At 37.4% G+C, this 26,079-nt stretch carries 22 protein-coding genes; 18 read left to right on the top strand and 4 right to left on the bottom strand.

Annotated elements, in window-relative coordinates; translation table 11 throughout:
- Window positions 1-592 precede the first annotated feature (592 nt).
- The 6 genes from deoC to KHA95_RS01100 all read left to right on the top strand — a co-directional run bounded on the left by deoC (window position 593) and on the right by KHA95_RS01100 (window position 6,401).
- Window positions 593-1,285: a deoxyribose-phosphate aldolase gene (gene deoC / locus KHA95_RS01125; protein WP_213135635.1), complete on the top strand. Its 693-nt coding sequence runs from the start codon at window positions 593-595 to the stop codon at window positions 1,283-1,285.
- Window positions 1,286-1,386: 101 nt separating this feature from the next.
- Complete coding sequence (locus KHA95_RS01120) at window positions 1,387-2,136, top strand: GntR family transcriptional regulator (protein WP_213135634.1); 750 nt, start codon at window positions 1,387-1,389, stop codon at window positions 2,134-2,136.
- Window positions 2,137-2,158: 22 nt separating this feature from the next.
- Window positions 2,159-3,103, top strand: coding sequence for a ribokinase (gene rbsK / locus KHA95_RS01115; RefSeq protein WP_213135633.1), 945 nt, complete (start codon window positions 2,159-2,161; stop codon window positions 3,101-3,103).
- A gap of 8 nt (window positions 3,104-3,111) precedes the next feature.
- On the top strand, window positions 3,112-4,104 hold the full coding sequence (locus KHA95_RS01110; protein ID WP_481748403.1) for a nucleoside hydrolase: 993 nt from the start codon (window positions 3,112-3,114) through the stop codon (window positions 4,102-4,104).
- A complete protein-coding gene (locus KHA95_RS01105) occupies window positions 4,076-5,032 on the top strand; it encodes a nucleoside hydrolase (RefSeq protein WP_213135631.1) in 957 nt (318 codons plus the stop codon). Before KHA95_RS01110 ends, KHA95_RS01105 begins: the two co-directional genes overlap by 29 nt.
- A gap of 154 nt (window positions 5,033-5,186) precedes the next feature.
- Window positions 5,187-6,401 carry a NupC/NupG family nucleoside CNT transporter gene (locus KHA95_RS01100; protein ID WP_213135630.1) on the top strand — a complete coding sequence of 405 codons (1,215 nt, stop codon included), beginning with the start codon at window positions 5,187-5,189 and terminating at the stop codon, window positions 6,399-6,401.
- Between the two features lie 369 nt (window positions 6,402-6,770).
- Here the strand turns inward: KHA95_RS01100 and KHA95_RS01095 are convergent, their stop codons facing one another.
- Window positions 6,771-6,962, bottom strand: coding sequence for a hypothetical protein (locus KHA95_RS01095; RefSeq protein WP_213135629.1), 192 nt, complete (start codon window positions 6,960-6,962; stop codon window positions 6,771-6,773).
- Window positions 6,963-7,615: 653 nt separating this feature from the next.
- Between KHA95_RS01095 and KHA95_RS01090 the strand changes: the two genes are divergently transcribed.
- From KHA95_RS01090 to KHA95_RS01035, 12 genes are all read left to right on the top strand, one after another.
- Window positions 7,616-8,779 carry an ROK family transcriptional regulator gene (locus tag KHA95_RS01090; protein WP_213135628.1) on the top strand — a complete coding sequence of 388 codons (1,164 nt, stop codon included), beginning with the start codon at window positions 7,616-7,618 and terminating at the stop codon, window positions 8,777-8,779.
- Between the two features lie 94 nt (window positions 8,780-8,873).
- Entirely contained in the window at window positions 8,874-10,229 is a 1,356-nt protein-coding gene (locus KHA95_RS01085) for a M24 family metallopeptidase (protein ID WP_213135627.1), read from the top strand.
- A gap of 41 nt (window positions 10,230-10,270) precedes the next feature.
- Complete coding sequence (locus KHA95_RS01080; RefSeq protein ID WP_213135626.1) at window positions 10,271-11,335, top strand: sugar ABC transporter substrate-binding protein; 1,065 nt, start codon at window positions 10,271-10,273, stop codon at window positions 11,333-11,335.
- A gap of 65 nt (window positions 11,336-11,400) precedes the next feature.
- Entirely contained in the window at window positions 11,401-12,915 is a 1,515-nt protein-coding gene (locus KHA95_RS01075) for a sugar ABC transporter ATP-binding protein (protein WP_349305417.1), read from the top strand.
- 16 nt (window positions 12,916-12,931) lie between these two features.
- The gene (locus KHA95_RS01070; RefSeq protein ID WP_213135624.1) at window positions 12,932-14,092 is read left to right on the top strand and encodes a sugar ABC transporter permease; all 1,161 of its coding nucleotides are present in this window, start codon (window positions 12,932-12,934) and stop codon (window positions 14,090-14,092) included.
- A 43-nt stretch (window positions 14,093-14,135) separates the two neighbouring features.
- Window positions 14,136-15,602, top strand: a complete 1,467-nt coding sequence (locus tag KHA95_RS01065) for a M81 family metallopeptidase (protein ID WP_213135623.1) — start codon at window positions 14,136-14,138, stop codon at window positions 15,600-15,602.
- 229 nt (window positions 15,603-15,831) lie between these two features.
- The gene (locus KHA95_RS01060; RefSeq protein ID WP_213135622.1) at window positions 15,832-16,998 is read left to right on the top strand and encodes an ROK family transcriptional regulator; all 1,167 of its coding nucleotides are present in this window, start codon (window positions 15,832-15,834) and stop codon (window positions 16,996-16,998) included.
- A gap of 215 nt (window positions 16,999-17,213) precedes the next feature.
- The gene (locus KHA95_RS01055) at window positions 17,214-17,948 is read left to right on the top strand and encodes a glucosamine-6-phosphate deaminase (RefSeq protein WP_213135621.1); all 735 of its coding nucleotides are present in this window, start codon (window positions 17,214-17,216) and stop codon (window positions 17,946-17,948) included.
- Between the two features lie 114 nt (window positions 17,949-18,062).
- Complete coding sequence (locus KHA95_RS01050) at window positions 18,063-19,031, top strand: ROK family glucokinase (RefSeq protein ID WP_213135620.1); 969 nt, start codon at window positions 18,063-18,065, stop codon at window positions 19,029-19,031.
- Between the two features lie 126 nt (window positions 19,032-19,157).
- Window positions 19,158-20,531 carry an MFS transporter gene (locus tag KHA95_RS01045; RefSeq protein ID WP_213135619.1) on the top strand — a complete coding sequence of 458 codons (1,374 nt, stop codon included), beginning with the start codon at window positions 19,158-19,160 and terminating at the stop codon, window positions 20,529-20,531.
- A 13-nt stretch (window positions 20,532-20,544) separates the two neighbouring features.
- Window positions 20,545-21,969 carry a M81 family metallopeptidase gene (locus KHA95_RS01040; protein WP_213135618.1) on the top strand — a complete coding sequence of 475 codons (1,425 nt, stop codon included), beginning with the start codon at window positions 20,545-20,547 and terminating at the stop codon, window positions 21,967-21,969.
- Window positions 21,970-22,155: 186 nt separating this feature from the next.
- Window positions 22,156-22,929 (top strand): MurR/RpiR family transcriptional regulator, encoded by a 774-nt coding sequence (locus tag KHA95_RS01035; protein ID WP_213135617.1) that lies wholly within the window; start codon window positions 22,156-22,158, stop codon window positions 22,927-22,929.
- 176 nt (window positions 22,930-23,105) lie between these two features.
- Here the strand turns inward: KHA95_RS01035 and manA are convergent, their stop codons facing one another.
- From manA to KHA95_RS01020, 3 genes are all read right to left on the bottom strand, one after another.
- A complete protein-coding gene (manA, locus tag KHA95_RS01030; RefSeq protein WP_213135616.1) occupies window positions 23,106-24,050 on the bottom strand; it encodes a mannose-6-phosphate isomerase, class I in 945 nt (314 codons plus the stop codon).
- Between the two features lie 115 nt (window positions 24,051-24,165).
- Window positions 24,166-24,645 carry a PTS sugar transporter subunit IIA gene (locus KHA95_RS01025; RefSeq protein ID WP_213135615.1) on the bottom strand — a complete coding sequence of 160 codons (480 nt, stop codon included), beginning with the start codon at window positions 24,643-24,645 and terminating at the stop codon, window positions 24,166-24,168.
- Between the two features lie 97 nt (window positions 24,646-24,742).
- Entirely contained in the window at window positions 24,743-25,999 is a 1,257-nt protein-coding gene (locus KHA95_RS01020; protein ID WP_213135614.1) for a Zn-dependent hydrolase, read from the bottom strand.
- Between the last annotated feature and the right edge of the window lie 80 nt (window positions 26,000-26,079).

Genomic DNA, 26,079 nt, shown 5'->3' with positions numbered 1-26,079 from the left:
TATATTAAATTTTTATAAAACACCAGCTACTTTATATCGACTGTACGCCGTAATCTCTCCGATCATTAATATAACTGACTCCTAAAAAGCAGGCTTACTGAATAAAAAAATTTTTATCTAACCCCCAAAATCTTTTCCATTCATTTTTTATACTTTTAACAGATTGATGAGTCCGTCTATAAACTCCAAATTTTCGCTTCATACTTATTCTTAATTATATTATTTCTTTCTTTTGATCTGTAAGCTAATAAACTGGGATCAACATACTTTTATGAGGGATTTCTTTATAAAAATATTTTGACAAAATAAATAAATCTTTGACCTTGTTTACAACTTCCAATCGAGATCCATGTCAAAGGGAAATTAAAAAGCATCATCTAAGTTTTCGTTTGGTGTACGCTTCCATGTTTAACGCGGGAATATATTGTTAAGGGTGACATTCAATAACAGGATGTCATCCTATTTTATTGATTAATACACAAATCTTTTTAAACATGATCAACTAAAACTAGAAAAAAATATTGACAGACTAATCAAACAGGTATACACTCGTACATAGACGTATATATACGTATATAAAGGAGGAAGAAAAATGACAACAAAAGTTTATACAGTTCAAGAAATTGCAAGTAAAATCCAGCATACGAATGTAAATCCCGATGTATCTAGAGAAGATATTTTAAAACTGTGTGAAGATTGTATGGAATATAAATTTGATGGAGTAATGCTGCAGCCTTGCTGGATTGACGAAGCGAAGGCAATTTTAGCAGGATCAGATGTTAAAGTATGCACAGCGCTTGGTTTTCCAATGGGTGGATTAACTACGACAAGTAAAGCTCGTGAAATGGCTGAGGTAGTAGCACTCGGTGCAGAACAAGTTGATTTTATGCCAAACTTTGGTTTCTTTAAAAGTGGAATGTACGCTGAATTTGAAAGCGAAATCAAGGAGATTGTCAAAGCGGCGGACGGTCGTGTTACAAAAGTTATGCTTGAATTCGGAATGCTAACACAAGACGAAAAGGTGCGAGCTGCTGAAATTGCTTTAAATGCGGGTGTGACTTATTTGAAAAATTCAAGCGGTTGGGGAAAAGGTGGCCATGCAACGGTTGAAGATGTTCAATTGTTAAAGAAAATTGCAGGAGACAAAGCATTAGTCAAAGCATCTGGTGGTATTCGTGACTTCGAAAGTGCCTCCACCATTTTAAATGCGGGTGCAGTATTACTTGGTACAAGTGCAGGTGTGAAAATCGTAACAGGTGCTGGTGAGGCTTTAAGCGATTACTAATAAACCAAATCCCGAGTTTATTATTGTTGGTGGAGCCATCTATTATATAATTTAAACAAAGGTATAATGGTATGGGGAATAAATTCGGGAGGGTATTTTTAATGAACGAACTAATAAATGTAATAAATAAAAATGATCCAAGACCTTTATATAGTCAAATAGCCGATTGGATTCGTGAAAAAGTCTCTACAAAAGAATGGGAGAAAAATCATCAATTACTTGCAGAAGAAGAGTTAGCAAAGCAACTTGATGTTAGTAGGGGGACACTTCGGAAAGCAATTTCTTCATTAATAAAAGAAGGGATTCTAATTCAAATTCAAGGGAAAGGGACGTTTGTTGCGGAACCTAAAATATCACATCCTTTTGGACAAGAATTAATTTCTTTTGCAGAATCAATGGAAAGAGAAGGCATTAAGTTTGAGACGAAAGTAATTGAAAAAAGTATCATACAGCCAAAAGCATCAATTCGGCAAAAGTTTTCATTAAAAGATGGACAAACCGTGCTTTACTTAAAACGTGTCCGATACATCGGAGATGATCCGGTCATTGTACTTGAAAACTATATTGATATGGAACTTTGTCGAGGAATTGAACAAGTTGACTTTGAAAAGACACATTTGTTTGCAGCAATTGAAAAAAACAGCGGTCGAAAAATTAAGTATGGTTTCCGTCAGTTTGAAGCAAGAGCATTAGAAGAGGAACAAGCATTATTTTTATCGTTACCGATAGGTACTCCTGTTCTATATTTGGATCAAATTACGTATTTAGATGAATCAAAACCAGTCGAAATTTCATATGTATGGTTACGTTCTGATAAATATTCAGTGGCTTCTTTTTTACAGCGTGATTAAGATTTACAAGGGGTGAAGAGGTATGGAGACAGAAGCAAAAAAGATTCTAGTAATCGGCAGCTATAATGTCGGTTTAACATGCCAAACTGATCGTGTGCCTGTTTGGGGTGAAACGTTAATCGGGCATAATTTCTCCGAAAGTAATGGTGGAAAAGGAGCTAATCAAGCAGTTGCAGCAGCTAGACTTGGCGGTGATGTAGCGTTTGTTGGCTGTCTGGGAAATGATCGTTATGGAGATGAGGGACTTCGTATGCTCGAAGCTGAAAACATTGATGTTTCGGGCGTACGACGTTCAAACAATAAAAGTACGGGGGTTGGCTTCATTTTTTTAAACGCAGAAGGCGAAAATTGCATTCTGGTTGATCCAGGGGCCAATCATGATCTTTTACCAAATGATGAAAGCGTTTTAAGTAAGGTTGATGAAGCTGATATTATTGTTTGTCAGTTAGAAAATCGTATTGACACCGTAAGATCGGCTTTGCGTTATGCTTGGCAATCAGGAAAAACGGTGATTTTAAATCCTGCTCCTGCCAATATTGAAGCGTTAGAGTTGTTACAATATACAACAATTATTAATCCGAATGAATCGGAGCTGCTTATCCTAAATGGTGAAAATCCAAATGAAGCATTATCTATACAAAAATGCGAAGAACTTGCTTTTAACCTATTAGACAAGGGACCAGAAGCTGTGATTGTAACGCGAGGAGAAAATGGGGCATTAATTGTAACTCAACAAGCTGTGGTACAAGTACCTGCCTATAAAGTGGAAGCTGTTGATACGACGGGAGCGGGTGATTCCTTTACAGGAGCGCTAGCTGTTTATCTTGCGGAGGGACTACCATTGAAGGAAGCCGTGGAGAAGTCAAGTATTGTCGGCTCCTATTGTGTAACGAAGAGAGACGTTATTCCAGGCCTCCCAACAAGGGAGAAGCTTGAAGAATTTGAAAAACAAATTGTAGAGATATAATGAAAAGGATGAAAATAGAGATGACGAAAAAGCATGTTTATTTTAATCACGACGGTGGAGTCGATGATCTTGTTTCATTATTTTTATTATTGAAAATGGATAATGTCGAATTGACAGGAGTATCGGTTATTCCGGCTGATTGTTATTTGGAGCCAGCAGTTTTTGCAAGTCGAAAAATTATTGATCGCTTTGGAAATAGGGAGCTCGATGTAGCAGAATCAAATTCTCGAGGGAAAAATCCATTCCCAAAAGATTGGCGTATGCATGCCTTTTATGTAGATGCACTACCGATTTTAAATGAAGCCGGAAAAATTATCACACCGGTAGCAAAAAAGCCGGCACACCTTCATATGATAGATGCTATTCGTAATACCACTGAAAAAACTACTTTATTATTCACGGGTCCTCTCACTGACCTTGCACGTGCGTTAGATGATGCTCCGGATATTGAAGGGAAAATTGAAAGACTCGTTTGGATGGGTGGCACTTTTCGTGAAGCTGGAAATGTTCACGAACCTGAACATGATGGGACCGCAGAATGGAATGTATTTTGGGACCCAGAAGCCGCGGCTCGGGTATGGGAAAGCAGTATAGAAATTGATTTAGTAGCGCTTGAAAGCACAAATCAAGTACCTTTGACTTTGGATGTGCGTGAACGGTGGGCTAGAGAGCGTAAATATATTGGGGCTGATTTTCTAGGTCAATGTTACGCTATGGTTCCGCCTCTCGTTCATTTTTCAACCAATTCTACGTACTATTTATGGGATGTGTTGACAACTGCGTTTATTGGCAATAGTGATCTGGTTAAAGTGAAAACGGTTAATAGTATTGTCATTACAGATGGACCAAGTCAGGGACGTACGGTTGAAACGGCTGATGGCCGCCGGGTGAATGTAGTTTATGATGTGAATCGCGATGCATTTTTCGATTATATGACGGAATTAGCCAAGTTAAGAACGGAGGGGAATCTAAATGATAGAGAGAAAAAAGGTAATTATTGATACGGATACAGCTGGTGATGATACGATTGCGATATTAACAGCCCTTCATCATTTTCAAGTAGAAGGGATCATGATAACTGGTGGAAATGTCCAATTTGATCAGCAGGTTGAAAATGCGCTCTACACAATTCAGGTCGCTGGAAAAAGTGGACAAGTACCAGTATATAAAGGTTGTGAGCGTCCGTTAATGGGGCTGGGCGAAAGAGAACATCGAACTGTTGAAGATGTCCATGGTAAAGATGGAATGGGTGATTCATTTTTTGAAAAAGCAGTCCAGTCTCCAGCTGAAGGCCATGCTGTTGATTTTCTAATAGAATCTGTTCATAAATATCCTGGAGATATTCATTTATTAGCGATTGCGCCATTGACGAATATAGCAATGGCAATTAAAAAAGATCCTACAATCGTTCCGAAAATTCCTCATCTCTATATCATGGGTGGAACAAACAATGCTTTAGGAAATATTACCCCAAGTGCTGAATATAATTTCTGGGTTGATCCGGAAGCTGCAAAAATTGTCCTTCATTCGGGTATTCCAATCACTATGGTTGGCTGGGAAATGTGTACAAACTATTCAATTATGGATGACAGTGACCACGAGGAAATTGAGAAATTGGCAACAAAAGGGGCAAAGTTTTTCACCGATGTAAATCGGGTTGTTATGAAATTTAATAAAAGTGTCCATCAATTAAACGGCACTACGCATCCGGACACACTTTTAGCTGCGGTTGCAGCAAATGAAGATATAATGACTAAATCTAATCTTTATCATGTAGATATTGAATTAGTTGGCGAACTTACAAGAGGATATAGTCTTGTGGATATTAATAACCGTTTGGAACGAACAAAGAATGTTCGTGTTTGTGAAGCGATTGACCGTCATGCATTCAAAGAAATGCTTTTTGATGTATTGCGTGCGATACAATAGAAAACTTGTGAACATTGTCTACGAGCAAGCTAAAAACAGGCAAATATATAGAAACGGTGTTGCTCAAATTTGTTAAGCATAAGAGGCGGGTAGCCGCCTCTGTATGCTATCTCGTCTGTACATTTTATAATTCGACGATGATGGGGGAGGAAATATGCAATACATCTGGGGAGTCGGAGGAATAATCGGAATTTTGGCATTAGCAGCAGCCCTTTCGAGAAAACGCAATGCCATCAATCTAAGAACAGTCATTGGCGCGTTAGCCATTCAGCTTATTTTTGCATTTGCAGTATTGAAGTGGCAATTGGGAAGAAAGATTCTCCAATATTTTTCAGCGATTGTCCAAAACGTAATCGACTCGTCCAATGCTGGAATTCAGTTCCTGTTTGGAGGAATATTGAACGCAGATAACGCAGGGTTTACCTTTGCATTACAAGTGTTACCAATTATTATTTTCTTTGCATCATTAATATCAGTTCTCTATTATTTAGGAGTCATGCAGTTTGCAACAAAGCTAATAGGTGGCTTTTTGGCAAAAATGCTGAAAACAAGTGAGCCAGAGTCGATGTCAGCGGCAGCGAATATCTTTCTCGGTCCAACAGAAGCCCCATTGGTCATTAAGCCCTATATTGAGAAAATGACAAAATCGGAGTTATTTGCCGTCATGGTAGGAGGTATGGCGTGTGTTTCTGGTTCTGTTTTGGGGGGATATGCAATGCTTGGGGTTCCTTTAGAGTATTTATTAGCGGCTGCTTTTATGGGAGCTCCAGCAGGATTGTTATTAGCAAAGATCATCATGCCACAAACAGAGCAACTAAACACGGATGTGCGCATCCAAATGATCAAAGATGAGGAATCAAGAAATGTAGTAGATGCAGCTGCGCGTGGAGCAGCGGATGGATTAAAAATAGCAGCAGGTGTAGGTGCATTATTACTTGCTTTCATTTCTTTAATCTTTTTGATTAATACAATTATCGGATCAATTGGCGGGATCTTTGGATTTGGAACGTTAACATTAGAACAAATCTTGGGGTACATTTTCTTTCCGCTTGCCGTCCTCATCGGAGTTCCGTGGGATGAAGCGTTACAGGCTGCTTCTTTTATTGGACAGAAGTTTGTGCTAAACGAATTTGTTGCCTACACTGCTTTTGCACCTGAGATTGCTAATCTGTCTGCTAAAAGTGTAGCGATGATTAGCTTCGCGCTTTGCGGTTTTGCCAATCTAGCTGCAATTGCATTAATGATTGGTGGATTAGGAGGAATTGCACCATCAAGAAGACAAGATATTGCAGAGATGGGTTTACTAGCGGTAATAGCGGCGACATTAGCCAACCTGTTAAGCGCAGCAATTGCAGGAATGCTGATTTAAGAGAAGAAGTTTTCTATAATTAGAGGATCGCTTAAAGGGAGAGCTAACAGCGCAATAAATAACTTGAATCATAAAAGAAGCATCTTTAAAAAATAGATGCTTCTTTTTGATGGTAGGATATTAGATAATTGTTTTCGTGAAAAAATACTGGGATGGAATGTAATAATGACTTAATAATAAAAATATCCCGTAGACTACGGAGAGAATTTTATCATCGAATCGATAGGCAGATTCCCCTTACTTCTAGTTCAATGTTTCTACATACATTTCTTTCCGTTTTGTTAAAATGCGGTATATTCTTGAATCCCCATTAGCTATTTATTTCAGCCCACCATCGAATTCTTACTTTGACTCATCCGGATAGCTGTCTCAGTTCATCGTATAAATAATATCACCAACGAGGTCTTTAAAATCGCTCGCTACATTCGTTTGTTTTACGAGAGTAGCATTCGATTCATCCTTTTTATTTTCAAAAATAATAACTTGAACCATCGATCTTAATTTGATAATACCCAACATTATTATGAAAGCCTGCACCCGTTTGATTAAGCTCATGTTCATCTTCGTTACCACCCTCATCAGAGATGGTCATTGTTTTTTCTTTTGAAAAGTGGATCATTGCTTTTTCTCCATCCTCTGAAACAGCAAACCAATCACCGGCATATTTATCCGATGGTTTTCAACCTGCCAATGAAACGAGAGTCAACATGATTACTATTGCTGAACTTATATTTTAAAGCATATTGTCATCCTCCTCTAAATTTTGTTTGAAACTTTAATTCCCCATTTAATCTACGGACACAGAAGAGTTATTTTATGAAAAAATCATAAACGTTACTTGCCTTACATGGATTTATAGATTGAATTAATCGAGGAGTTTTTGTGGGGTTTATAGAAGTGATCGTTAAGGAAGTAGATAAGGGGAAAAGGTCAAAGCGGATTATTCATCCACTACTCATTTTGGAATAAGAGAACAGAGGGGGGGAATGCTTAATGTTCTCCGGGGTTCAAAGGAGTTCGTTATTATACTCCCAAATACAGTTATTTCACCTATGCAAAATAAAAATTATTAGATTTATTAGAAAGTTCTTGACGATTAAAAAGAGGGAGTTTATAATCCTAATTAGTAACACCGGTGGAGTTATTAATTCAAAAAAACGTCATTTTATAAACGAAACATAATAAAAACTACTAAAAATTCAGGAGATACTAATATGATGTTAGAAACTAAACATGATCAAAGTATGGTTAGAAAGCACCACATGTTGTTGTTATTTAAATTAATTAAGAGATTTGGTCCTATTTCAAGGGCAGAGTTGGCGAAAATGACAGAGATGAGTGCAACTAGTACAAGCAGGATCGTCAAAGAGCTGATTGACCAGCATTTTATCGTTGAGGTCGGACAAACAGAGGGAGGGGTTGGCAGAAGAGCAATCCTTTTAGAAGTAAATCCAAAAGGGGGGCTGTTATTAGGAGTAACAATTGAATTAGATTCGATAGAAGTAGGAATTGTTGATTTAAATGGAAGCGTCCTCATTAAACAAAAACAGGAAATAGATGCATCCGATTCACCTTTTGACATTCTTGATATGATTGCAGATTTATTAAACAAAATGAAAAATGAATACATCGATTTTAAAGATAGATTTATGGGGTGTGGTGTTAGTATTCCTGGAATTGTTGATTGGCCGAGTGGGAAAGTTGTGATGATCCCGCAATTTCATTGGAGCAATATTGAGCTAAGGGACTATTTGGAGAAGAAGATAGGAATGTCTGTATTTGTAGATAACCAAGTTAAGGCGATTCTTTTAGGAGAAATATTATACGGAAGTGCAGTGGGAATGGAGAGCGCGGCTTGTATTTATGTAGGGAGTGGACTTGGTGGAGCATTTATGGACAAAGGTGATGTCGTAAGGGGTATTAATAACATCGCTGGAGAAATTGGTCATACAACGATCGATCCGAATGGAATTTTATGCGATTGTGGACGAATTGGATGCTTGCAAACTTATATTTGCAGCTCAGCATTAGAAAAGGAAAGTGGCAAATCGATCAATGAAATTTTTGCTGCTAAACATAATAACGAAAGATGGGCTATAAATCTATTAGATCGAGCATCTGAATATTTAGCTATGACTATATCGAATGTCGCCTGTACATATAATCCGGAAGTGATTGTTTTAGCAGGACCAATGATCGAAAGAGACTCTGACTGGGTAGGCTCTATTAAAAAGAAGCTATCGCTGTTTTTATGGAGTGAAGTAGTTCAAGAGGTTAATATTCATTACCAATCAGAAGGATCAGCAGGAATAATTGGAGCAAGTTGTTTAGTATTAAAGGAATTTTTAGAATCCCCAATAGGGTTGGTTCAACAATAATGATATTTCTATTGAAGGGAGTGATTCATTCCTAAATTACTGATTGTCCTGTATTGCTTCGTTATATATTATCTGAAAAGTGGGGGTATGTAAGATGAACCTAGAATGGAGACAAATAACACTGCCTGAATTTGAAGTTCCACAAGATATTCCGGAGATTCCAAAAGAAGTTTATGAAGAGAGATGCAAAAAGTTATATAAGGAAGCCGAATCTAAATGGGTAATTGTGTATGGTGATCGCGAACATTTTGCCAACTTGCATTATTTAACAGCGTTTGACCCGAGATTTGAGGAAGCAATTTTAGTGCTTGGTCCAAATAATAAAAAGCATCTAATTGTGGGGAATGAGGGGCTTATGTATGTAAGTGTCGCTAAACCGTCATTAGAGGTCATTTTATATCAATCTTTTAGTTTAATGGGACAAGACCGCAGTGAAGCGCCTCGTTTAGATGCAATTTTGAGGAATATTGGAATATCAAAGGGTGACGATTTAGGGGTTTGTGGATGGAAATATTTAGAGGAAGAAGAGAGATCAAATTACTTTGGGATGTATGTACCATCTGTCTTGGTTGATGTTCTTTCCAAGGTTGTAGGAGGGCGTGAAGGCTTAAAGGATGTTACTCACATTTTAATGGATCCAGTTAAAGGTCTGCGGGCAAATAACGAAGTGGAGCAAATCGCTGCATTAGAATGGGGAGCGGCAAGAGCGTCAGCTGCAATTAGAAATATAGTACATGGAACAAAACCCGGTATTAGTGAGTTGGAGGCAGTGTCTCATATGGGATATGCTGGTGAACCGCTATCAGCCCATGTGATGTATGCGTCAGGAAATAGGGATATTGTCGCCCTGCGTAGTCCAAGTGGTAAAACAATCCAACATGGTGAGGGAATTTTCACAGCAGTCGGTTATTGGGGCGGATTATGCTGTCGAGCTGGTTTAGTAGAAGAACATAATGAGGAGTTTATAAAGAAATGGGCGATTCCATATTACAGAGGAATTGCTGCGTGGTATGAAGCGGTATCCGCCGGTTCTATTGGAGGAGAGGTGTATGAGAAAATATCGAACAAATTAGAAATAGGTGGTCTCCGTCCTTTGCTGAACCCAGGGCATTTATCAAGTACAGATGAATGGGTTCATACGATGTTCCAGCCTAATAGCAAGGAGAAAGTGGCCTCAGGAATGGCGATTCAATGTGATATCATTCCTACGCCTATGGATGATGGGATCGTGTTAAATTGTGAGGACACAGTAGTAATTGCGGATCAAGACTTAAGAAACCAATTAGCAGGTAAGTATCCAGATTTATGGAAGCGCATTCAGAATAGAAGGAATTTTATGCGTGAAGAGCTTGGGTTAACGATTAATGAAGATCTATTGCCATTATCAACAATTCCAGGCTATTATACTCCATTGTTCTTATCGTCGGATTATGCTTTGGCAGTGAAGTAATTTACAGAATATTGGTAATTTAAAAACTTAGGGGGTATATCATGAAAGGTCTTGGTAAACGGTTAGTCATCTTAGTGCTGTGTACAGTATTACTTCTTTTAACAGCGTGCCAATCTGAAAATACAGCCACTGGAAAATCTGGAGACAAAAAGATAAAAATTGGATTGGCAATGAAGACAGAAGTTCAGCCTCGCTGGAAATTTGAACTGAAGTTTATGGAGGAAAAAGCAAAAGAATTGGGAGCAGAGATTATTGTTCAATGGGCAAATGATGATGTTACAAAGCAGGGAAATCAAATTGAAAATCTCCTTTCACAAGGAATTGATGCTCTAATCGTTGTACCAGTAACAGATAAAATAGGACCTTATGTTGAAAAGGCCAAAATGGAAGGTGTGCCTGTCGTATCATACGATGCATTGCCTAAAGAAGTAGAGGTAGATCTGTTTGTAACTAGAGATAATTACAAGGTTGGAGAACTTCAAACGATGGCCGCGCTTGACTATGTTGGAGAAGGTGAAAGCAATATTGTTGTTTTGAAAGGAGACCCAGCAAGTACAGTGGCACAAGGGATTGCGGAAGCCTATGATGAAATTTTAAAGGATAAACAAAATATTAAAATTGTTGCAGAACAGTGGCATCAAAACTGGTCTACTGAAGAAGCGTTGAAAACAGCGGAAAATGCATTATCAGCCCAAAATGATAATATTAAGGCATTTTTGTCTTCGAGTGATGGTTTAGCAATGGGTGTTGCCCAAGCAGTGAAAGGAAGGGGCATGCAAGGACAAACATTTATTTCAGGCCTCGATGTAGAACTAGGGAGTGCCCGTATGATCGCTGAAGGTACACAAACGATGTCGATTTGGACAAAAATAGATGATCAAGCAAGAAAAGCTATTATTGGAGCAGTTCAACTTGCGAAAAAAGAAGAGTTAACTTCTGAAAGCACTACCAATAATGGAAAGTACGATGTTCCAACAGTTTTTGCGGATGTGATGCCTGTCGATCAAAACAATTTATGCTCATTTATTAAAGATGACGCCCCTGAAGGTTGGATGAAGATTGAAGATGTCTACAAAGATGTTGAAGCGCCAGAGGGATGTAAATAGGGTTAGAGAATAGGAAAGGGAGAGTTGCGAATAGAAGGCAATTCTCCCCTTTAGGAGGTCATAATATGGTCTTAGAAATGGACTCAATTAGCATTCGTTTTCCAGGTGTGCTTGCTGTCGATAATGCAAACTTGAGTGTGAAGGCTGGAGAAGTAAGATCATTAGTTGGTGAGAATGGAGCTGGGAAGTCAACATTGATGAAGGCACTTTCCGGCGTGCATCCTAGTGGTAATTATGATGGAGAAATTAGACTGGAAGGCAAAACGATGGGTTTTCAGGGAGTGGCCGATGCTGAGAAAAATGGAATTATTATGGTTCCGCAAGAGCTAAACTTAGTCGATGATCTTTCTATCGCTGAAAATTTATTTATGAATCAATTACCAGAAAATAAAGGGTTTATTGATTACTTCAATCTCTATTCAGAAGCAGAAAGAATTATGAAAGAGGTAGGGTTACACGTATCTCCCATAACAAAGGTTAAGGAGCTTGGGGTGGCTCAAAAGCAAATGGTAGTAATCGGAAGAGCCCTCTGGAATAAGGTTAAAGTTCTAATTTTAGATGAGCCGACATCAACCTTATCAAACTTAGAAAGTGAAATTTTATTTGCAAAGATCAAAGAATTTCAACAAAGAGGGATAGCGGTTATTTATATTTCTCATAGATTGGAAGAGGTTCTTGCCATTTCCGATAGCATAACGGTGATGAGGGATGGGAGAATTATCGATACAAAAGATGTTGAAGAGATGAATGAACAAAAAATCGTTTCTCTTATGATAGGAAGGGACTTAGATCAGTTCTTTCCGCCTATCGTTCGTAAATCCGGTAAAGAAATCTTAAATGTTCAAAATTTTACTGTGTATGATCCTAAATTACCAGGCCGTAAATTAGTTGATGATGTGTCATTTGCTCTTAAAGAAGGAGAAATACTAGGTTTGTTTGGCCTTGTCGGGGCAGGCAGAACAGAACTGGCGATGGGACTTATCGGAGCTTGGGATGCAGCGGCGGAAGGAAAAGTTTTTATGGAAGAAAATCTAGTGAAAATTGAGAGTCCTTGGGATGCTATCCAATCTGGGATTGGCTATCTTCCAGAGGATAGAAAAAGTCTTGCTATCATACCTGAACTATCAGTAAGTAAAAATATTTCTGTGTCCACACTTGAAAAGCTCGGTAATTACGGGATGATTGATTCCAAAATAGAATTAATTAAGAATCATAAATTTGTTGAAGATTTAAATATCAAGACGGCAAGTTTGGATACTACGATAAAATCTTTAAGTGGTGGTAATCAACAAAAATGTATTCTCGCGCGGTTAATTGCGGTCAATTCCAAGGTGATGATTTTAGATGAACCGACTCAAGGAGTTGATGTAGGAGCAAAGAGCGAAATATATAATATTCTAGATCAGTTGGCTAAGGAAGGGAAAGCTATTTTAATGATATCCTCCGATTTGCCAGAAGTGCTTGGGGTATCGGATCGTGTGATGATCATGCGCCAAGGGAAATTAGTTTCTACTTTAATCCCGGAAGAAACAGACCGTCAAGTAGCTCTTGAATATGCAACTTTAGGAAAAATCTCATAAGAGAGGAGAAGTAATAATGTCCAATGCAATGATCGTAAATAAAGAAAAACCAAAGGAATTTAAGCTGTTTGGAAAATTGAGTTGGAAACATATAGCTATAATCATCGCGATTGCTCTTATTATGGGGGTATTCAATCATTTAACGAATGGGGTATTTTTGTCACAACGAAATGTCTCTCTCTTATTAAGACAGTCAGCTATTTTGGGAATCGTTTCTTCAGGCATGGTGTTATTAATCATTGCTAGACAGATTGACTTGAGTGCAGGTGCAGCAGTTTACCTAGTGAGTGTCGTTGCAGGGCAATTGTCGGTTACATACCAACTAGGTTTAGTACCTACTATTATTTGTGCCGTTTTAGCAGGGCTCTTAATGGGAGCATTTCAAGGGATGATGGTCGCGAAGTTTAATATTCCTGCTTTTATTGTTACGCTTGCTGGAATGCTTATTTTTAGAGGGATTGGTTATGTGTGGACCAATGCTGCCACTGTCGGTCCCGTCTCTTCTCAATTTATATATCTAAGTGAAGGATATATTTCAATCATTGCTTCTTTTATCATTATCTTTCTAATTGCGTCTATTGCTTTATTTCTTACATTTAGAAATGCGATGAAGTTAAAGCAATGGATTTCATTTAAACAAGGCTTTTGGCTTAAAGCACTACCTATCTTCTTCCTTACAATTCTAGCTTTTTGGATCTTTCTAGGGTACCAAGGTATCCCAATGGCCGTTGTAATTGTTGGCGTTGGGGTTATTATAATGAATTTGGTCATGGCAAAATCTAAATTTGGACGGAATATATACGTTATAGGAGGAAATCCTGATGCAGCGAAATTGTCAGGAGTTAAAGTAACAAAACACTTATTTACCGCATTTTTGGTGATGGGGTTAATATATGGGATTGCTGGAGTGCTCATGACTGCAAGACTTGGGAGTGCGGCTCCGACAGCTGGCCAGTTATTAGAACTCGATGCCATTGCAGCGGCCGTTATCGGTGGGACGAGTCTTTCTGGAGGAATCGGTGTTATTCCGGGCGCATTAATAGGGGCATTATTGCTTTCTGCGATTGATAATTGTATGAGTTTGTTGAACGTATCTTCGTTTCTTCAAATGGTAGTTAAAGGTGTAATATTACTTGCTGCTGTTTGGTTTGATATCTCTATTAGAAAGAAAAAATAATAGACGAAAGCAGTTACTTACTTTTAAAAGAGGTGGTAATTCTATGAAAATCGTTGTTGGATGCCTTTATCATGAATCGAACACATTTAACCCATTTTATACACATTCATCGGACTTTGTATTAATTGAAGGAGAAGAAGTGCTAGATCGATTAGCTAGTACACAAGTGTTTAAAGAAGCAGGGATGGAAGTCATTCCGTCTATATATGCAGTTGGTCTTTCATCAGGAATTGTCACTGAAGAAGCATATAGATATTTCGCAAATAAAATTTTAGAAGTAATAAAGAATGAAGGGGATATTGATGGAATTTGGCTTCATTTACACGGGTCAATGACTGTTGAAAATATAGGTTCTGGAGAATGGCAATTAATTAAGGAAATTAGACAAATAGTAGGTGATGAGGTTCCTATTTCTTTAGCACTTGATATCCATGGAAATCTCCCTTCTGATTTGGTCGATAATGTTAATATTATACGTTCTTATCGTACGGTTCCTCATGTTGATCAACCTGAAACAGAGGTTATTACAGCAAAATTGCTTCAACAGCAAATCATTAACAATGCAAATGTTAGACCTGTTTATTTACGGCTTCCAATCATTATTGGAGGAGATACGGCGATAGGCGCAGAAGATCCATTGAGGACAATTTTTCAAAAAATAGAGGAATTAGAGTTGATGGAAGGAATTGCATCTGCTTCCTTTTTTATCGGCTTTTCTTGGGCGGATACGGAAAATACAGCGTCAACTATTGTAATTGTTCCGGAATCAAATGATGATAGAGAGTATGCACTGGAACAAGCGGTTGAGTTAGGCAACTATATATTTTCAAAGAGAGGTGAATTTACATTTAACTCCATTGCATTAGAACCTGATGATGCTATTAAATATGCGATTGAATCGAATGAGAGTCCGATATTTATTTCAGATACGGGTGACAATACAACAGGTGGAGCGCCTGGAATTAATACAATGATGTTAAAATTATTTGCTAATCAAGAAAATTTAAATGGAAAGAAAGTTTGCATCGCCTCTATATTTGATGAAAAGGCATATGAGCAGGTTGTTGGGAGTTCAGTGGGGGAATTAGTAGAAGTAAATGTGGGGAAAAACTATGACGAAAATAGTCAAAGCATATTTATAAAAGGAAGATTAATAGCGAAAGGTGATTTATTAGGCTACCTTGGAAGTACAAGTGATAAAGTTGGGAAAGTCTGTACTATTTCGATGGGAAATATGGATGTGGTGATCGCAGATAAGGCTGGATCATTTATTACAAATGGACATTTTATTGCTGCTGGTCTTGATCTACACGAATATGATATTGTTATAGTGAAACAAGGATATTTGTTTGCTCAGTTGAGTGAAATTTCGAAAATGAGTATTTTCTCTATTTCTCCAGGAGCAACGTATCAATATTTTAATAAACTAGAGTTTAAAAATATTGCTAGACCGCTTTACCCCTTTGATCATGAAGTAAGTCTAGTACAAGCTAAAACTACAATTCGGTAGATCATACAAAAAACTTCATGTATTAAACCTAAAATCGTTTGCTGAAAAGAGTGGGACGAACGCTTTTATAGAAAGATTCTAGCATAAAGAAGATGGGGAAATTAACCTCCATCTTCTTTATGTTGGGCCTAATGGCTTCAGCTAATCCCAACTAAATTGACAATCGTTGGTAAAGTTATATAATATGTAAACTTAGTTTAATAAATGTTTATATGAGAGGGGCGAGTGTATGTCCACGTTTAATTTGAAATATGATCAAGGACGAGTAAGGAAATATCATTATTTTATGTTATTAAGCTTAATACAAAAACATAAACAAATTTCAAGAACTCAATTAGCAAACTTAACAAAGATGAGTCATACAAGTATTGGAAAAATTATTAAAGAACTGATAAATGATGGGTTAGTAATCGAGGTAGGGCAAATAGAAGGGGAGGTTGGAAGACGGGCGACGCTATTGGAGATAAATCCTAATGGTTCCTACATTGTTGGGGTAGAAGTGGATTGGAACGCAATTAAAATTGGGATCGTCGCTTTAAACGGAAAAGTATTAGATAAACAGTATTTGGAATTTGATGCTAAACAAGGTGCAGAAACCGTGCTAGATAGAATTGCGGAAGGCATTTCCGCATTAATAGAACAGGTTGATCATGAGTTTGCTGAAAAGATTATTGCGGTTGGGATCAGTATACCCGGCCTTATTACGTGGCCAGACGGTGAGGCGCTCATTGTTCCTCAGTTTCACTGGGAAAAAGTTCAAATAAAAGCGTACTTGGAAAAAAAGATCGATTATATTGTATATGTCGATAACCATGTGCGCACTGTACTTTTAGCAGAAAGTTTATTTGGAAATATGACTGAATTTCACGACTCTGTTTGCATTTATATAGGGAGCGGAGTAGGTGGCGCTGTTATGATGAACGGTGAAATTTTACGCGGCCATCTTAATACGCTTGGAGAAATTGGCCATATAACAATGGAACCAAACGGAGCGATGTGTGATTGTGGAAGATTAGGATGTTTGCAGACGTATGTATGTTCCTCCGAAATTGAAAAGCAATCACAAAGACCGATTAAGGAGATTTTTGCTGCTTATGAAAGAGAGGAAAGTTGGGCGGTAACCCTGATTGATCGGGCTCGTCATTATCTTTGCTTAGCGATTGCCAATGTGATTTGTATGTATAACCCTAAAGGAGTTTTGCTGGCCGGTCCAATGATTCAAGAATATCCACTATTAGTGAAGGACATTGAAGCAATAGCGAATAAATATGTTTGGTCACCACTTAATCATTCTTTTCACCTCATCCATCCAAGCATTGGTAAAGATAGTGGAGTAATTGGAGCGAGTGCCCTCGTGTTAAATGAATTTTTGCGATTTTCAAATGATGATATATAGACCTTAAAGAAAACATCCAATTATTTAATTTTCAAATTGCGGTTGTATATTAAATAATTGGATGTTACAATACATTTATTAAACTTAGTTTAACAAATGAGGGGAATTCAATATAACTAAGCTCCTTGTTAACGTATTTATGGATTTTATATCTATTATATTTAAACTTAGTTTAATATGTATTTCAGAAAATATCTTTTTAAAGGAGAAATATCATGAAAATTATTCAAGTAAGAGATTATAAAGAATTATCAAAAGCAGCATTTGACGTAATTGCTGAAACATTAAAGCAAAACGAAAACGCAAGCATTAATACAACAACAGGCGCAAGTTATGACGGCACTTTTGAATTATTGGTTGAAGCAATCAATAATGGCGAGCTTAATATTGCGAATTCAATTTTTACAAATCTTGATGAATACGTTTCCGAGAGAGAGGCAGCTTTTTCAGTTTACACGTACATGCATAAAAACTTCTATGGCTTGATTAAAGAACACCCGAAATACATTGGTCTTTTAGATGGAAGTGTTGAGGATGTAGAAGCAGAACTCAATCGTTATAGAGAAATTCTAGAAAAATATCCACGTGATTTGCAAATTGTTGGACTTGGAACGAACGCACACCTAGCTGCAAATGAACCTGGTACACCATTTAACTCTCGTTTATTTTTAGCGGACAGTGATCAATCTACGATTGATAGTACAATGGGATACCATAATTTGACAGCTGAAGAAGCGCCTACGCAAATGTTGACAATGGGATTAGCCGATATCATGGAGGCAAAACATATTCTTGTCGCTTCATCTGGAGAGAGAAAAGCTGCAGCGGTAAAAGCTACGCTTGAAGGACCAATTAATGAGGATTTCCCTGCATCTATTTTAAGAGCACATCCAAATGTAACATTTATTATGGACGACACGGCAGCTTCTTTGTTAGAAAAAAAATATTAATATTCTATTCTAATCTAGCAAATAAGTAAACATGAAAAACGGTTAGTGCCTAAAAGATGTTTTCTCGTTTTAGGCACTGATCAATTAAATACAGCTAGAGTAAGGGTGACTTCAATGAGTGAAACAATCATTGGAATAGATATCGGAGGAACAACGGTCAAAATCGGTTTCCTGAATATGCAAGGTGATATCATTCATAAATGGGAAATAGAGACAAATAAGGAAAGACAGGGATTTTATATTATTGACGAAATTTGGAATTCAGTTTCTAGTAAGATTACGGAATTTCAAATAACCAATATTTTAGGAATAGGTGTTGGTGCACCAGGATTTGTTGATAAAACAACTGGTATCGTTTACGAGGCGGTAAACATTGGCTGGAAAGACTTTGAACTCGGAAAAGAATTAGAAAAACGGTCTGGTCTACCAGTATATGTCGAAAATGATGTGAATCTAGTTGCCTTGGCTGAGAATTGGATGGGTTCTGGAAATAAAGCGAAAGATCTTATTGCAATTACACTTGGGACAGGCGTAGGCAGTGGCGTGATCGCAAATGGTGAGATTTTAAATGGAATGAATGGTACAGCGGGGGAAATTGGGCATATTATTGCAGATCCAGAAGGATATGCTTGTAATTGCGGCCGTGTGGGGTGCTTAGACACGATTGCATCTGCTACTGGGATTGTGAATCAAGCGATGGATAAAATTGCTGAAAATCCTGAAAGCGGATTAGCGGCTCTGTATCACAAGCAAGGAATATTAGACGCTAAGGATGTTTTTGATCTAGCCAAAAAAGGCGACACGATTAGTGAGAGTGTTATTAACCGAACGGCTGATATTTTGGGATTTTTAATTGCCAATGCGGCTACGATGATTAATCCTTCAAAAATCATTATCGGCGGAGGGGTATCGAAAGCTGGGGAACAGCTGCTTCAACCAGTGACACGGGCTTTTCAAAAGTATTCCCTACCAAGAATTAGCGATAAATGTACAATTGAAATTGCCAAACTAGGTAATGATGCCGGAATGATTGGGGCAGCTTACTTAGTTGAACAAGAAACAGAAGAAGCTTTACATGTATAGAAGATTGATATTTTCTCGATTTGAAGAAAGCGCTTAAAGATGGAGTGGCAGCGAGTATTGAGTAAGAAGTTCTGGGGAAATTTTAACTAACCTGATTTTATTACAACAGAGGGAGTGTGAAGACCTATGGCTATGGAGCGGGCTATACAAAATAATGGAAATGAATTTCCTACTAAAAAGCTAAGTCTGAAAGAAAAAATTAGTTACGGTTACGGAGATATTGCTTCGAATTTTGTGTGGGGAATGGTCAATAGTTATCTATTATACTTTTATACGGATGTTTTCGGAATTACAGCCGCGGCTGTCGGAACACTATTCCTTATTACACGTATTTTCGATGCGCTAAACGACCCAATAATGGGAGTTCTTGTTGATAAAACAAATAGTAGGCATGGGAAGGCACGCCCATATTTACTGTATGTAGCTATTCCTTTTGGGATTTTAAGTGTGATTACCTTTATTACCCCAGATTTATCTTATGCAGGTAAGCTTGTCTATGCTTACATTACGTATACGGTTCTGGGCATTGTTTATACAGCAATTAATATTCCTTACGGGGCCCTGATGCCAATGATGTCAAGGGATTCAAAGGAAAAAGGTGAATTAAATAGTTACCGGGCGATTGGTCGGTCAATTGGAGCTATTATAGTAGCCTCCCTAACACTTCCTTTAGTAAATCTGCTTGGCGGCGGAAATCAGCAATTGGGCTTTCCGATTGTAATGGCTATTTATTCGGTTATTGGAATCATTTTATTCTGGCTTACTTTTAAGTATTGTAAAGAGCGAGTACAACCGCTTAAAGAAGTGAAGAAGAATACGAATGTAAAGCGCTCTATTCGTCAAATGTTTAAAAATAAATATTGGGTGCTTACTTCAATAAACTCATTTTTATGGTTTGTTAGATTAGGGATTATGAACGGTGTTCTTATCTATTATGTGAATTACGTACTGGAACAACCTAGTATGGTTCCTTATTATCTTACTCTATTAAACGCTGCTAATTTAGCAGGTGGTTTCTTTGCCCTATCTATTTTAAGAAAGTTCAGCAGTCGTAATTCAAGTATGCTTTTCTATGCGATTGCAGCAGTATTACTTGCTTCCCTTTATTTTGTGGATGGTCAATCCATCGTATTATTCTCTGTTATTTTCTTTATTGCCAATATTCTAATTGGTTACGGAGACCCTGCGAACCTTACGATGCTTGGTGATACGATTGATTATCAGGAATATAAGTTTGGCGAACGACCAGAAGGCTTACTCGTATCAAGTTACAGCTTTTCTACAAAGTTTGGTGTAGCACTTGGTTCGGCATTGCTTGCTTACGCTTTGGGGTGGGCTGGTTATAATCCAGCGGCAATTACAGATCAGGTGAAAAATATGATCTTGATACTAATGTTAGCGTTGCCTATTATCATCACCGTTCTTCAAGTCGTCGTATTATTCTTCTATAAATTGGATAAAGAACATGGAGACATTGTTAATGCTTTGAAACAAAAATAAGGAGGACATTAAAATGAAAGTAGTTGTGGGCTGCCTATATCACGAAACAAACACATTTAATCCGATCCTAACAGATATACATGATTTTGTATTAGCGGAGGGCGAAGATGCTGCTAGCCGTCTTGCTGGAACAGAAGTATTTAGAGAAAATGGCATTGAAGTTATCCCAAGTATTTATGCAACCGCATTATCATCAGGCATTGTCAAAAAAGAAGCCTATCGCTACTTTGCAGATAAATTTATTTCCACGTTAAAGCAAAATCCAGATATCGATGGGATTTGGTTACATCTGCACGGAGCGATGGTTGTTGAGGAAATTGGTTCAGGTGAACTGGCACTCGTGAAAGAAATACGTGAATGTGTTAGCCTGGAAATTCCGATCTCTTTAACAATGGATATTCATGGTAATATTGCATTAGACTATTATAAGTACATCAATATTGTGAAAGCATACCGCACAGTTCCGCATGTTGATCAGCTTGAGGTCGAGAAAGAGACCGCCCAACTATTAGTAGATTGTTTAAAAAATAATACAAAGATCAAACCAGCGTTTACTAGATTGCCAATGATTATTCCGGGTGAAAAGGCACTTGGGAAAAGTGAACCGCTCCGTTCGATTTTTGAAAAATTATATGAGATTGAAAAAATTAAAGGAATTTCAACGGCATCATTTTTCATTTGTCACGCATGGAGTGACTCAGAAAACACAGCTTCTTCCATTTTCGTTATTCCTGAATCAGAAGAATACGAAGAGTTAGCTGAGAAAGTAAAGGGAGAATTAGCTGACTATGTGTTTAGCAAACGCCATGAATTTGATTTTGATGCGGTTGTACTTGACCCAGAAGAATCAGTAGAAAGGGCGCTGAATGAACAGCTTAAACCAGTCTTCATTTCTGATTCTGGAGATAATACAACTGCTGGCGCAATTGGGATGAGCACCTTGCTGTTGGATTTATTTAAGAATAAGGATTTAGGCGACAAGAAGGTATTAATTTCCGCCATTTCCGATCCTGCCGCTTATGAAAAACTGAACTCTTACGAAGTTGGAGAAGCTGTCACGGTTGAAGTCGGAACAAAAATCGATGAAAATAGTCAACCTATTTTGTTAGAAGGAACACTTAAAGCAAAGGGTGATCTTCTAGGCTATTTAAACGCAACAAGCGACAAAGTAGGAGATGTATGCACAGTTTCTAATGGTAACTTAGATTTGGTTGTTGCGAATCGCGGTGAGTCGTTTATTACATTAAACCACTTTACCCGTGCCGGATTAAATTGGAAGGATTACGACATTATTGTAGTCAAACAAGGTTACTTGTTTAATGAGTTAAGTGCTGTTTCCAAGTTGGACATTCTCTCCATGACACTTGGAGCGACATATCAACGAATTGAGAAAATCAACTATCAGCATGTCCCAAGACCGTTATTTCCGTTGGATTAACATTCATATCTCAACGTGCAGCAATTAAATTCATTGCTGCACGTTTTTGCGTTTAGTAAAATGATTATATAAGTAAATCAAAGGGTTAACTCAATCGGCTTTAAGCAATAATAATAATAAATGCCCTACTACTTGATTTTTGGGGGTCAGTTAGAAAGTATGAGGGGTATGTAGGAGGTCATCCTGATGAATCTGGAAGCATTAATTAATAAATATTATAACGATTTAAACGAAAATGACTTACATGTCGTTAGTTATATTAGTCAAAATATAGAGCTGTGTAAGGATAAGACGGTTACAGAGATTGCAAAGTATTGTAATGTTTCACCTTCTACAATTATTCGTACGACAAAAAAGTTAGGTTTTAATGGTTATAGTGAATTTCGCTATTTTCTAAAAGAAGAAGCGGAAAGAATAAAAGAAATCAAAGTGCCTGACAACCAATATTTTAACAGTTCCGTTTTATTAAAAGATGTGGAAGAAACGATTAAGCTTTTTGAAGAAGATAAAAGCTTGGAGAAAATTTATAAATTATTTTTAGAGTCAAATCGTATTTTTGCTTATGGAACCGGACATGGGCAAAATTTAATGCTTAAAGAGTTTTCGAGATGCTTATTGAATAATAATATTTATTTAAATATCATACCTAGCAAAACGGAGCTTGAATTAATTTCCCATACAATCACTCCGAATGATATGTTGATCGTTGCATCTCTTTCTGGAAATATGAAATCGATTGATTCGATGATAAAAAATATTGCCGTTAAGCAAGTGCCAATGGTTTCTGTTACTGTTTTTTCAAGAAACGATCTTGCCTATTTAGCAGACTATAATCTCTATTATCAGGTTTCAAATTTAAACAAAGTTAATCAATTAAATAACACGTCATTTTGTACATTAAATCTCGTAATGAGCTTATTATACGAAGGATTTACAAACTATGTGAAAGGAAATGAGTAACTGGAGGGGAATGGACTGTCTAACGATCGATTGAGTGAAATGATAAAATGAGCAGTTAAAAAAGATAAAGGAGAGGCTATTTCAAAGGTATTTAAACAGCCCCTCCGATCGCAAATTCGTATTCAATTTAAAGAACAGATAGCCTAGGATTCACTAGCTGACGGATTTCTTAAAGGCTAAATATGTGAGGTAATGAGCATTGCATTACCTTCTAGCTCGAATTCACCTGCTTGTGCTGGAATGATAAAATGCTCGCCCTTTGTAATAGGATACTTGCACTCGTTCAATGTTAAAATAGCTTCGCCTTCTAGGACGGTTGCAAGTAAAAAGGGGGTAAATTTAAAACGAGCTTTTCCGGAAATGTCCCATTTATATACTGTAAAATAAGGTAATTCCACAAACTTTGTAATCTCGGCCCCTTGAATTATCGTTGTTTCAGGTGTTGATTTCGCATTTTTGTGAGGAATCATCGTTACATCGATTGATTTATCAATATGTAATTCTCGTAGATTTCCATTTTGATCTACACGGTCGTAATCATACAAACGATATGTTGTATCTGAGCTTTGTTGCGTTTCTAAGACGATTGTTCCCTTACCCAAAGCATGGATCGTTCCACTCGGAATATAGAAAAAATCCCCCGGTTTAATTTTCACTCGCTTAAGAAGGTGATTCCATTCGCTTTTTTCAATGCTTTCAATAAATTCTTCTTTTGTTTCAGCTGTGTGGCCAAAAATAATCTCAGCATCTTGCTCACAATCAACAATGTACCAACACTCGGTTTTACCTAATTCCCCATTTTCATGTACGTTTGCGTATTCATCGTCTGGATGGACTTGAACAGATAAATCTGTATTTGCGTCTAAAATTTTTGTAAGTAATGGAAATACATCTGATTGATGATGACCAAATAAGTGTGGCTGTTTCTTCCATAAATCAGTTAATGATTGCCTGGCATACTTCCCATTTTTCACGATTGATTGTCCGTTCGGATGTGCGGAAATACCCCAACATTCCCCCGTATAATCTGAAGGTATATCGTAACCAAACTTATCCTTTAGCGCAGTGCCTCCCCAAATTCTCTCTTGAAAAACGGGCTGTAAAAATAATGGCTCTGCCATTCTTATCATCCTTTCTATTTATCCTTTGAATAAATACAACGGTGTAAACATTGATATATTATAAGCACTCATCCTTCACATCTAGGCGGGGGATGAGTGCTAATTAGCCGTCCAACTATTTTATATTTATTGTTAAAACGGTTGTGTCTTTTGTTGTAGCGCCATAGTTATATTCAATATCAGAGACTTTGTCCATATTTGTGAAAATTAGAGGTGTGATGACAGATTTAGCTTTTTCCTTAATAAGGTCGATATCAAAAGTGATTAATTTTTGGCCGGCAGTGACCTTATCACCCGCATTCACAAAGCTCTCGAAACCTTCGCCGGATAAGTTTACCGTATCAATTCCGATATGTAATAATATTTCTACACCATTATCTGCTTTGATTCCTACTGCGTGCAAAGTCGGGAATACTTGAACGATCTCACCATCAATCGGTGCATATAAACCATTTTCAGTAGGTTCAAAAGCCATTCCATCTCCCATCATTTTTGAAGCAAATACTTCATCAGGAACTTCAGAAAGAGGAACCGCTGTTCCAACAATTGGAGCTTTTATTTCCATCTTTTTATTCTTTTTTAAAAAACTTAGCATTTGTTTTCCCTCCGTAAATGTAAAAATATGAGCGGGAATTGAAGAACTACATGATCCCGCCCAATGATAAACTGCAAGCGATTTTTAAAATAACCTATTATTTACAAAGCTTCAATACTAAATGCATCATTACATCAATGCCTTTTTTAATATCTTCATAGTCAGTCCATTCATCTGGATCATGTGAAATGCCATCTTTGCTTGGCACGTATATAAAGTTAGTAGGAGCGAAATCTGTCATGATCATTGCATCATGGCCGGTTCCGTTATTGATGATCGTATATTTATAGCCTAACTCCTTACATATGTTTTCCAGGATGTCTACATTTTCTTTGACCATCACGCTAGGTGGAGTAGGGTTGCTATAGCCAATTCGAGCCAATTCGATTAATTCGATCTCTACATTTGTCTCTTCTTGAATCTTGTTTATTTCTGCAATTAATAGATCTTTTAAATTAACATTTTTAAGAGTTTCTACGTCAAACGTTCTAATTTCTACTTTAGCTTGAACATATTCCGGAACAAATTGGTGTGAATTAGGCGAGATTTCCATTTCTCCTACCATTCCGGCAATTCCAGGTCCTAAAGATTTGACGATTTGATTCACAGCTAATGTAAATTGTGATGCTGCAAGCAGTGCATCCTTCCTGCTATCCATTGGTGCTGTCGAGTCAGCTAATTTGCCATGAAATTTCACTTTATATCTTCCGATTCCTGGGAGATACTCGACTAAACCAATGTCGATGTTATTATTATCAAGAACAGGTCCTTGTTCTATATGAAGTTCGATAAAGTTTTTAATCGAACCTTTTTCTCTTTTAGCAGCTTCCAAATCAGGAATAAGGCCGTATTCTTTCATTGCTTCTCTTTTCGTTAAACCATGTCTATTTTTAACGGTGTCGAGTTCTTTCTCTGTTAACGTTCCAACCATGGCGCGAGAATTGGAAACCCCAGTACTTGGTCCAAATGTTTCTCCCTCTTCGGCATTCATCGCGATGATTTCGATTGGATACTCATTTTTAATATTATTTTCATGGAAAACGCGAAGAATTTCCAACGCTGCGACAGTGCCAGCAACTCCGTCAAAAGCGCCTCCATTTACAACAGAATCATAATGGGATCCAATCATAATCACTGGTGCTTCTGGATTTTTCCCTTCTCTGCGTCCAAATAAAGTTGAGAATCCATCTTCCCATACTTGAAGGCCGATTTTTTCCATTTCTTTTCTCAAATATTCTTTTGCTAATGTATCTTCATGTGAATAGGATGATCGAGTTACTCCGTTGCCGGGGGTTGCAGTAAAAGTAGCTAATGTCTCGATGTCTCTAATGACCCTATCTAGATTAACGTTCATACTAATCTTCCCTTTCGAGTATATAAATTATATAGCTTTTCGAAACAATCGTAGCACTACATAATTAGAGGAACAACGGA

Source organism: Bacillus sp. FJAT-50079 (assembly GCF_018343515.1).
In the GTDB taxonomy this organism is placed as follows: domain Bacteria; phylum Bacillota; class Bacilli; order Bacillales; family Bacillaceae_C; genus Lederbergia.
The sequence above is the reverse complement of the archived record's forward strand: the minus strand, read 5'-3'. Positions and strand labels throughout refer to the sequence as shown.

What these genes read in the sequence shown, in the direction of transcription:
- deoC (WP_213135635.1), top strand. Translation starts at nt 593, where the DNA reads ATGACAACAAAAGTTTATACAGTTCAAGAAATTGCAAGTAAAATCCAG.
- KHA95_RS01120 (WP_213135634.1), top strand. Translation starts at nt 1,387, where the DNA reads ATGAACGAACTAATAAATGTAATAAATAAAAATGATCCAAGACCTTTA.
- rbsK (WP_213135633.1), top strand. Translation starts at nt 2,159, where the DNA reads ATGGAGACAGAAGCAAAAAAGATTCTAGTAATCGGCAGCTATAATGTC.
- KHA95_RS01110 (WP_481748403.1), top strand. Translation starts at nt 3,112, where the DNA reads ATGAAAATAGAGATGACGAAAAAGCATGTTTATTTTAATCACGACGGT.
- KHA95_RS01105 (WP_213135631.1), top strand. Translation starts at nt 4,076, where the DNA reads ATGATAGAGAGAAAAAAGGTAATTATTGATACGGATACAGCTGGTGAT.
- KHA95_RS01100 (WP_213135630.1), top strand. Translation starts at nt 5,187, where the DNA reads ATGCAATACATCTGGGGAGTCGGAGGAATAATCGGAATTTTGGCATTA.
- KHA95_RS01095 (WP_213135629.1), bottom strand. Translation starts at nt 6,962, where the DNA reads ATGAACATGAGCTTAATCAAACGGGTGCAGGCTTTCATAATAATGTTG.
- KHA95_RS01090 (WP_213135628.1), top strand. Translation starts at nt 7,616, where the DNA reads ATGATGTTAGAAACTAAACATGATCAAAGTATGGTTAGAAAGCACCAC.
- KHA95_RS01085 (WP_213135627.1), top strand. Translation starts at nt 8,874, where the DNA reads ATGAACCTAGAATGGAGACAAATAACACTGCCTGAATTTGAAGTTCCA.
- KHA95_RS01080 (WP_213135626.1), top strand. Translation starts at nt 10,271, where the DNA reads ATGAAAGGTCTTGGTAAACGGTTAGTCATCTTAGTGCTGTGTACAGTA.
- KHA95_RS01075 (WP_349305417.1), top strand. Translation starts at nt 11,401, where the DNA reads ATGGTCTTAGAAATGGACTCAATTAGCATTCGTTTTCCAGGTGTGCTT.
- KHA95_RS01070 (WP_213135624.1), top strand. Translation starts at nt 12,932, where the DNA reads ATGTCCAATGCAATGATCGTAAATAAAGAAAAACCAAAGGAATTTAAG.
- KHA95_RS01065 (WP_213135623.1), top strand. Translation starts at nt 14,136, where the DNA reads ATGAAAATCGTTGTTGGATGCCTTTATCATGAATCGAACACATTTAAC.
- KHA95_RS01060 (WP_213135622.1), top strand. Translation starts at nt 15,832, where the DNA reads ATGTCCACGTTTAATTTGAAATATGATCAAGGACGAGTAAGGAAATAT.
- KHA95_RS01055 (WP_213135621.1), top strand. Translation starts at nt 17,214, where the DNA reads ATGAAAATTATTCAAGTAAGAGATTATAAAGAATTATCAAAAGCAGCA.
- KHA95_RS01050 (WP_213135620.1), top strand. Translation starts at nt 18,063, where the DNA reads ATGAGTGAAACAATCATTGGAATAGATATCGGAGGAACAACGGTCAAA.
- KHA95_RS01045 (WP_213135619.1), top strand. Translation starts at nt 19,158, where the DNA reads ATGGCTATGGAGCGGGCTATACAAAATAATGGAAATGAATTTCCTACT.
- KHA95_RS01040 (WP_213135618.1), top strand. Translation starts at nt 20,545, where the DNA reads ATGAAAGTAGTTGTGGGCTGCCTATATCACGAAACAAACACATTTAAT.
- KHA95_RS01035 (WP_213135617.1), top strand. Translation starts at nt 22,156, where the DNA reads ATGAATCTGGAAGCATTAATTAATAAATATTATAACGATTTAAACGAA.
- manA (WP_213135616.1), bottom strand. Translation starts at nt 24,050, where the DNA reads ATGGCAGAGCCATTATTTTTACAGCCCGTTTTTCAAGAGAGAATTTGG.
- KHA95_RS01025 (WP_213135615.1), bottom strand. Translation starts at nt 24,645, where the DNA reads ATGCTAAGTTTTTTAAAAAAGAATAAAAAGATGGAAATAAAAGCTCCA.
- KHA95_RS01020 (WP_213135614.1), bottom strand. Translation starts at nt 25,999, where the DNA reads ATGAACGTTAATCTAGATAGGGTCATTAGAGACATCGAGACATTAGCT.